The sequence below is a fragment of the Leptolyngbya subtilissima AS-A7 genome, from assembly GCF_039962255.1.
Taxonomy (GTDB): Bacteria; Cyanobacteriota; Cyanobacteriia; order Phormidesmidales; family Phormidesmidaceae; genus Nodosilinea.
In genome coordinates this window covers 570,550-578,773 of sequence record NZ_JAMPKY010000002.1, presented here as the reverse complement: position 1 = coordinate 578,773, position 8,224 = coordinate 570,550, and the positions used below count along the sequence as shown (strand labels likewise).

Genomic DNA, 8,224 nt, shown 5'->3' with positions numbered 1-8,224 from the left:
CCTGGCGATTTTTCGAGCTATTGACCAATGGCAGAACGGTGACCTGGACTAAATCTCGGTTTCTAAAACCGGGGAGACATCGGTCTACCGTCCCGCTGCTTAAGATACAAGGGTGTAGCTTGCTTCCCGAAGGGTGGGCTAGATCCCGTCAGAAGGGATTGTTTTCGACCTACTGAGGCCATACAACCCGGTCCCATGCCCAAAGGGTATGGGACCGAGCCTAGCCGGTTAGTCGACGAGCGCTACTCTTTGTAGTGATCGCGCATCGCCTTGTGAATCGTCTTCCACCGCCGTTTGCTGTTGAGAGCAGCGCGGGCATCGTGTCGCTGGTCGAGCCACTGCTGCTCGCGCTGGAGCTTGTGGTAGCTGTGCAGGCGATCGCCGCTTAGATCGCCTGCTGCGATCGCCGCTTCCACCGCACAGCCGGGTTCGCCTTGGTGCTGACAGTCCCTAAACCGACAGTCTTCGGCGAAGGCCTCGATATCGGCAAAGGTCGCCTCTAGCCCCTCGCTAGTCGTCCAGAGCTGTAGCTCACGCATACCCGGCGTGTCGATCAGCAGTGCCCCCGAGGGCAGGGGCAGCAGGTGCCGCCCGGTGGTGGTGTGCCGTCCGCGACTGTCATCCTCGCGCACGGTTTGAGTTGTCTGTTGCTGACTGCCCAAAAAGTGGTTGGTCAGCGTAGACTTACCCACCCCCGATGAGCCAATCAGCGCCACGGTTTGTCCTGCCCCTAAGTAAGGGGTGAGCTGTTCTAACCCAACTCCCGTAGCGGCACTAACGGCGTGAACCGGTACGCCAATGGCTACGGATGCGGTTTGGTCGAGACAGTCCGCCAGATTGTCGCAGGTGTCCGCTTTATTCAGCACCACAACGGGTGTGGCCCGGCTCTCCCAGGCGGCCACTAGGTAACGCTCAAGGCGGCGCAGGTTGAAGTCGCCATCAAGACCGGTTACCAAAAACACCGTGTCGACATTGGTGGCCACTACCTGGCCCTCGGTTTTGCCGCCTGCTACCTTGCGCACAAACTCGCTCTGGCGCGGCAGCACCGCATGAATGACGGCGTGGTCACCCTCATCCTGCCGCTGCATGACCACCCAATCGCCCACTGCCGGGAAGGATTGGCTGTCTGCTGCCTGGTGACGGAACTGCCCAGCGATTTCTGCTGACAGTTCTCCGTCTGAGGTCAAGAGCCGGTAGGCACCGCGATGCTCCAGTGCCACTCGGCCCGCTTCAAAACCGGCCTCTGCCCAAGGAGCAAAGGCGCGATCGCAGGTGGTGCTCCACCCGCCTAATTCAGTTAAGTTCAAGGGTTTTTCCTCAAATGAAGCCTACGTGGGGCAAGGCTTCACGCGGTCAGCCCAATATTAGGTGCCGCCTAGCCTTGCCAGGAAAAATGTTGGTTGCCACACAAGACCGACTCAGCCATAGGTCATCTCCTTGTCAATCACTTATGGGCCTTGCCCACGACTAGGGCTGCCCACATTCAAGCCTACAGCTCCGATCGCCGCGATCGCGGCAACTCGGTCAGCTTTGCAGCAAATCTATAAATATTGGAAGGCTCGCTAAGACTCTTGCGCGTTCAGGGAACACTAGCGCCCAGAGAACTTTCTGTAGCAAACTAGCGACTGTTGAAGGGATAGTGATGATCAATGTTACTGCGGCTATCTTGCTAGCGCTTGGCATAACACTAGATTCTCTAGGAGAAAACTACACGCTTTTGGCGGCGATCGGTATTCTGTTCGCCATGGGGTTCTTCTTATTGATGTATCTGCAATACCCGGTCCTATTTACCGGCGCGGCGCGATATCCCTTAGCTAGAAAGTGCTTCCCACTCGTCCGCTGGGCCATATTTGGCATTTACTTCGCCGACCTGTCCGCTACGCTCCTGCGCTACTACGACGGTCCTGCCCTGAGTGTTTCTATCCACGCCTACAGCATTTGGGCTGGAGTTTATCTGGTGGCCTACAGTCTAGCCATCTTGACCGGGCCACCCAAGCAGCGGCGACGCAAGAAAGTCCTCCGGCACTATAAATGGCGGCAATGGGAAGGGCAACTGGTTCCCATTCCGATCTCATCGCTACGGTAGCCAAAACTGGGGCAACCCCTACAACCCCTGCCGCGCCCACAATTGACCGATCGCAGCGCCTGAATATGCGGCTCATCGAGAATCACGGGCAAGATCTCCGCAGGCTGCCCTTGACCCGGCTTTGCAATCACCTGGTTCGCCGCCTCTAGCCCCGTCATGTAGGCCTTCTCCTGCGGCCAAAGGTCGTGATGGGGACGATTCAATCATCCGCTATGAGCAGGTTATTGATGGGTGTCTTAGATAACCTCTAACCTCACTATCAGCAACTCTCCTGATCAAGTCGTATTGCGAGGTAATTTACTCTCATCTAACAACCATGCTGTCTGTTAACTCTCAGCTGCACAAAACACCGTTCTAGTCTCATACCGTTCTCTAGGAGTAGTTGAAAGCGATGACAAACTTACCCTTTGAGAGACTGTAACTACTCCTATAGAGCCTGCAGAATGAAGGCTGATTATGTCAAAAATTGAAAGAACAAGTTGATGCAATGCTGAGGATAATAGATATGGCCAAGTCAGTACGTTCCCGATGCAAATGCGGCCAAATTACTACAGTTCAGAACAATTTCTGCAAAGAATGCTGGAGCTTGCTGTGGTGGCAGGCGATCGATCTGTCTATGAAAGGACAGCTTCAAACCCCTGTTTCTTTAGGATTCGATAGTATAGGCCAGCATAACCATCGCAGGGTTAACGATTTAGCCGCTTAGTAAGTTGATTTGAATGGATTCGCTATTCTGTGGTCAAAATAGTGGCGAACGTAAGAACTTTTCAGAATTAACGCGATTCAGCGTGCATCTAAGCTTTGTAGACGTGCTGCATCATTTTCGTCTAACTCGGTATCAGGAGCGTCATTCAAAAGCCGCTGTGACAATGGTATTTAGGCCTTGAGATGCTGTAAGGGCGGCCAATGCTCGCCAAACGCTAGGGTAGCCAAAACTGAGGCAATTTCTGTAATCCCTGCCGCACCAAATGATTGAGCGATCGCAGCGCCTGAATATGCGGCTCATCGGGAATCACCGGCAAAATTTTGGCGGGCTGCCCCTGTCCCAAAGTCGCAATCACGCGGTTCGCCGCCTCTAGCCCCGTTACGTAAGCTTTTTCCTGCGACCACGAGCCGTGGCAGGTGACAATCCAATCGCCTGCCATAAACAGGTTGTCGAAGCTGGTGGTGACGGGCAGCAGGTAGCGATAGCTGCCGGGGGCAAAGTGGGTCACCCCCTGGGGAATGCGCACCACGCTGTGGTCGACAATTTTGGCCTCGCCAAAGGCGGGGATGCAACCAGCGAGATCCTGCTGCGCCTGCCTGAGCACTTGGTCGTCATCCAGCGCCAAAAGCTGGTTGGCATGGTAGTAGTCGGCCTCAACCACGGTGCCTGGTTCGTCGCGATACTCGTCATGGAGCGCGTTGAGGTCAAAGAACGTCCAGCCGGTGGTGGGGTGAAAGCCAAAGCAGGCGTTGGAGGGCAGGGGAATATTGACTTTGCGATCGAGCCACAGCCGCGCCGCCAGCACGTCGATCGCTCCCAGGTTGCGAATGTCGCGGAATTCTTGGCGATCGCGCAACCCCGCTGACTGCTCCACAATTTTCTTTAGCCCGCTGATACCGACCGCAAACACCACAGCATCGGCCTCAAACACTTCGTCGCCGCAGACCACCGCCGTCACCCGGTTGTTCTCCAACGTCACATCCGACACGCGGTGGTTGGCCAAAATCTTGCCCCCAGCCTGCTCGATCGCCTCCGTCCAGGGCCGAAAGATCTGCGCCCCTACCGTGCCCCGGCACCAGCGCACGTCGAAGTCAGGCTGGTGAGCCAGAATGAAGTAGTAGAGCATCCCTAGGGCCGCCGCCGCCGAGCACTGCTCCCCTGGGGCAAATAAGCCCACCAGCAGCATTGGCTCAAACGACTCATGGTAGAGCCGAGCCGACACGCCGTACTGGCGAAAGAGCTCGCGGGCGGTGATGCGATCGTACTTTTGCCAGGCCTCGTCAGAGTTGTCAAAGTCGATTAGCGCTTGCAGCAGCGGCAGGGCCGAGAGGCGATCGATCAGCGGCAGGCGCTTGAAATCGGTATAGAGAAAGGTGCCTAGCGGTGTGGGCAAATAGGGCTGCTCCTGAAACAGCGGCGACTCGACCTCTAGCCCCTGGGGTGAATACTGAGACGATCGCGTCCACTCGGTGAAGGGCTGAATGCCCAACTGGTCGGTGAGGGCAAAAATATTGCGGTAGGGGTACCAAAACCCGTGAATGCCCGCCTCAACGGCGCGACCCTGGGGCGTTTGCCAGCCTGCTACCAGGCCGCCGGGGTAGGCTCCGGCTTCTAGGAGCGTAACCGCGTAACCCTGGCGAGCCAGGTGGTAGGCCGAGCCGAGCCCAGCCCAGCCGGCTCCCACGACAACTACCTTTTTCTGCCCGGTGTATTCCGTTGTCATGGCGCATCCATCGTATTGACCTTTTTTTACCCTACGTCATTTAGCAGAGGTAGGCATCGACCAGGGCGGTGGATAAGGGCACTGCGACCCAGCAAATCCCCTTACAATTTCTAATTAAAGGGGCTTGTGGAAAAACGCTGTGAACGACGTTAGCCTGATCGAAGCCTGGACACTTTGGTTCTCTGAGGATCTGCCCACTAACACTATCCTTTGGGGGATCAGCATCTTTTGGTGGGAACGCATCGGCAAACTGATGCAGCTTTTGGGTGCGGCTACTATTATTGCTGACATCATTGGCCCTGAAAAAATTCGCCGATTTGGTACCTCTCTGCAAAGCACTATTACGCCTAACACCCTAATTCAATTCCTAAAACAGTGCTTTGATTGGTATGCCGTAATCTTTAGCCAAACTATCCTGAAAGAGTTCGCAGACGAGTCAACAAGAACTGAAACAAAGCGAAAAAATTCTCAACTCGATTTTCTAAACCACATAATTTGCTTTCTGCTCACAGTCTTGATTACGGCTTTGGCCAATCTATTTTCCTTTCACTGGGTCTTCTTGATTGAATTTGTGATTATTTATGTCTGTTTATTGATTTCCGTCGCGCCAATATTGACGGTTTTATTAATTATCGGCCTGACTCTACTGGGATTGGTCATTAATACCACCCTGATCAAGCCTGCGGCGTGGGTTCTAGAGCACCCCTCCCTCGATCGCTCGACAAAAATTGTTAGCCTATTGCTTCTATTGGCTGGGTTTCACTTTGAGCTGCTGGCCTCTTAGCGAAAGTACCGCCTGTGTCTCAGCTAAGTTTATTTGTAACTCTTGCTGCGGATTGGGCGCGCCCCGCCAACCAATTACTCGCCTGGTTTTCCCTCAACAGCTTAGGATCAAGGTCAGGCCGGGCACGCCATTGCCAATCCACTGTCTTAAACCACCATTTTTAGCTCGATGAACCGTAAAAACCTTGTGAAAAGCGGCGTTAACACTGTGATGGGGGTCAACGAGGCTGCCCGCGATACCACCATCCGCCCTGATTTAACCAATCCCCAATGGGACAAAGCGGCTACGCTGACCTATCTAGGGGCAACGATCGCCCAGGTGGCAGCAATGACCGGGCTGCTGTGGGCCATGGATTTTGCCCTAGGCTACTTCGACACCGCAGCGCTACCCCGGGGGGCGATGGGCGCAATCGCCTGTGCATTTTTTGCCGTGGTGACGCTGCGATCGCGCTTCTTTTCTCTGCTTGATAACACGCGCAACAGCGGGCGCTATCAGTCACTCCAACGTCCAGGTTGGGCACCGCCGCCGTTGGCCTTCCCCATCGTGTGGATGAGTATTGCCGTGCTGCGGGTGGTCTCGGCCTATTTGGTGTGGTCGGCGCTGGGGCAAACCTTCCTGTGTCTGCCGCTCATTCTCTACGTAGCTCACCTCAGCCTGGGCGACACTTGGAATACAATTTTCACGGTCGAAGGGCGCCTAGGGGCCGCCGTGCCGATGGTGATTTTGGGGCCATTGCTCTCTGTGGCGGTGGTCACGATTAGCTACTACCAAACGTTACCGCTGGCGGGGTGGATTATTTTGCCGTCGCTAGTGTGGCTGGCGATCGCCACCCTCCTTTGCATCAGCCTCTGGCGCTTGAATGGCCAGGAACCCCTATATCCAGTAGTATCCACAGCCGAGTCGTAGGGTGCATCCGCGCAGCGATGTACCAAGGGGAGCGATCCTCGATACCGCCGACACCATAAGCAGCAGGCGGGCATCGAACCTGGCAACTGCTTTTACTTCCAAAACGGGGCGCTGGTGCAGGGCAATCTGGAGTTTGATCTAGATCGCGACCCGCCACCCGGTCTTGCCCTTGAAGTTGATCTCACCAGCAAATCCCTCGATCGCTTCCTGATCTACGCCCGACTGGACGTGCCGGAAATCTGGTGCTATGACAGCGGTGTACTGACAATTTACCTACTGGAGGGCGACCGCTACGAGGTGTCAGAGCAGAGCCAAGTGTTTCCCACTCTGGATATTCAAGCTCTGCCTCAGCTGATTGAATCGCCGCGATCGGCAGGGCGGCTGGCACTGTGACGAGCCTTAAGGAACTGGGTAAAAGAGCAATCGCAAGGTGCACAGCGCTAGGGCTGCATGACCTCTCTGGTCAGGCCAATTCTCTCGCCAAGTTCAAACACGTTTTCGGTGAACTCGTTGACGTTACCGGAAAATGTAGCGGCTCCCCCGGCCAAGGTTGCGGCTGCTGTCCCTGCCGCCATCAACCGCTGCAGCCGTTTGCCAATGCGCTTTGGTTCTTGCTTCTCTGGCTTGCTGAGGTCACTTTCTAGATCATCCAGCTCCATTAGAACATCTGCTTTTTGTTCTTCTGGAAACGCTTCAGACAATTGACGAAGAGACGTTATGAGTCGAACAACATCATCAGCATTTTGACCATAGTTGTTGATGATTCCGCCGACATTATTACCGTGAACGGTTTCGGCAAATCCTCCTGCAAACTGAGCGCCGCGCATGTCATACTTGGGAGCTTTTTGCTCATTAGCCATTGTTTCTACAACCTTTGATAGTCGAGTTCGTTCTTGTCGCTCAAAGCTCAGAAAATCTCTGATGTCTTCTAGGTGGGCCCCTTGCAATCGGAGCTTTTGCTCATACTGAGCTTCGAGGGCAGCGAGTTGATAGGCATAGCGCTGCTTTATTTCTGTTTCAATAGCCGCTCTGTCGGCCTCAGTGCTAACCTCTAATCGAACAACAAAGGCATTTCCCTTGCTCTCCATACCTTGAATTGAAATGTCCTCGCCGGAGCGACTATCTCGCAAGTCTTGGAAGGAGTGGAAAAAGGCTTGCCAGTCAATGCCCTCGGTGAGAGTGATGTCGATGGTTTCTAGCGCACTGGCGATAATTTGAAATCGCTGAGTAAATTCGCCTGGGGCAAACGTGCTCTCTGGGGCTATGGGAAGACGACTAGAGAATTGCCCAGTTTGCTGGTCATAGGTGCGAAAAATGTAATCGCATTTGACATCCTCAAGGACGGTTGAGCTACCAATTTGCCAGTCGGCTATACAAGCTCCTGTGAGTCTTGTTTGGGTGAGATTGGCGTAAAGAATCTGAGATGCATTGAGGTTGGCGTTGCTGAGGTCGGCATTGCTTAAATTGGCGTTGCTGAGGTCGGCGTTGCTGAGGTTGGCATAGCTGAGGTTGGCGTTAATTAAGTAAGCTTTGCTGAGGCTAGCTTTGCTAAGGTTGGCATGGCTAAGGTCGGCGTAGCTGAGGTCGACGTTGCTCAGGATGGCGTTGCTGAAATTGGCCCCGTTGAGAGCGGCGTAGCTGAGGGCGGCATCACTGAAATTGGTGTTATTGAGATCGGCACTGCTGAGGCTAGTGTTGCTGAGGTTGGCATTGCTAAGGTTGGCATGGCTGAGGTTGGCGCTGCTGAGGTTAGCGTTGCTAAGGTTGGCGTTGCTGAGGTCAACGTTACTGAGGTTGGTGTTACTGAAGTAGGCGTTGCTAAGGTCAGCACCGCTGAGATCGGCACCGCTAAGGTCGTCAAACCAAAGGGATATTTCAATTCTGGGATTTTTTTGTCTCCAGGCATTCCAGACCTCGCTTCCTTGCTTGAGCAAAGTAACTTGGTTTTCATTTGCCATTGCTGTTGAGCCTGCATCTTCTCACCCTAGACTAGGCGTTTCGCCGATCGGTTCCCTATCC

Annotated in this window: 7 protein-coding genes; 4 read left to right on the top strand and 3 right to left on the bottom strand. The window is 54.4% G+C overall.

Annotated elements, in window-relative coordinates; translation table 11 throughout:
* Positions 1 to 242: 242 nt before the first annotated feature.
* Positions 243 to 1,307 (bottom strand): ribosome small subunit-dependent GTPase A, encoded by a 1,065-nt coding sequence (gene rsgA / locus NC979_RS07265; protein WP_190518914.1) that lies wholly within the window; start codon positions 1,305 to 1,307, stop codon positions 243 to 245.
* 335 nt (positions 1,308 to 1,642) lie between these two features.
* On the opposite strand from rsgA, the gene NC979_RS07260 reads away from it, so the two are divergent.
* Positions 1,643 to 2,086 carry a hypothetical protein gene (locus NC979_RS07260; RefSeq protein WP_190518912.1) on the top strand — a complete coding sequence of 148 codons (444 nt, stop codon included), beginning with the start codon at positions 1,643 to 1,645 and terminating at the stop codon, positions 2,084 to 2,086.
* 920 nt (positions 2,087 to 3,006) lie between these two features.
* On the opposite strand, the gene NC979_RS07255 is transcribed toward NC979_RS07260, so the two are convergent.
* Positions 3,007 to 4,515 (bottom strand): hydroxysqualene dehydroxylase, encoded by a 1,509-nt coding sequence (locus NC979_RS07255; RefSeq protein ID WP_190518910.1) that lies wholly within the window; start codon positions 4,513 to 4,515, stop codon positions 3,007 to 3,009.
* A 139-nt stretch (positions 4,516 to 4,654) separates the two neighbouring features.
* On the opposite strand from NC979_RS07255, the gene NC979_RS07250 reads away from it, so the two are divergent.
* From NC979_RS07250 to NC979_RS07240, 3 genes are all read left to right on the top strand, one after another.
* A complete protein-coding gene (locus NC979_RS07250) occupies positions 4,655 to 5,299 on the top strand; it encodes a hypothetical protein (protein ID WP_190518907.1) in 645 nt (214 codons plus the stop codon).
* A gap of 168 nt (positions 5,300 to 5,467) precedes the next feature.
* Positions 5,468 to 6,205 (top strand): TspO/MBR family protein, encoded by a 738-nt coding sequence (locus tag NC979_RS07245; protein ID WP_190518905.1) that lies wholly within the window; start codon positions 5,468 to 5,470, stop codon positions 6,203 to 6,205.
* 72 nt (positions 6,206 to 6,277) lie between these two features.
* On the top strand, positions 6,278 to 6,598 hold the full coding sequence (locus NC979_RS07240) for a Uma2 family endonuclease (RefSeq protein WP_347403932.1): 321 nt from the start codon (positions 6,278 to 6,280) through the stop codon (positions 6,596 to 6,598).
* A gap of 47 nt (positions 6,599 to 6,645) precedes the next feature.
* Here the strand turns inward: NC979_RS07240 and NC979_RS07235 are convergent, their stop codons facing one another.
* Positions 6,646 to 8,163, bottom strand: coding sequence for a pentapeptide repeat-containing protein (locus tag NC979_RS07235; protein ID WP_190518903.1), 1,518 nt, complete (start codon positions 8,161 to 8,163; stop codon positions 6,646 to 6,648).
* Positions 8,164 to 8,224: the final 61 nt, after the last annotated feature.

Bases quoted from the DNA above. Each gene is read 5' to 3' on its own strand.
- NC979_RS07260 (WP_190518912.1), top strand. From the start codon at position 1,643: ATGATCAATGTTACTGCGGCTATCTTGCTAGCGCTTGGCATAACACTA.
- NC979_RS07255 (WP_190518910.1), bottom strand. From the start codon at position 4,515: ATGACAACGGAATACACCGGGCAGAAAAAGGTAGTTGTCGTGGGAGCC.
- NC979_RS07245 (WP_190518905.1), top strand. From the start codon at position 5,468: ATGAACCGTAAAAACCTTGTGAAAAGCGGCGTTAACACTGTGATGGGG.
- NC979_RS07235 (WP_190518903.1), bottom strand. From the start codon at position 8,163: ATGGCAAATGAAAACCAAGTTACTTTGCTCAAGCAAGGAAGCGAGGTC.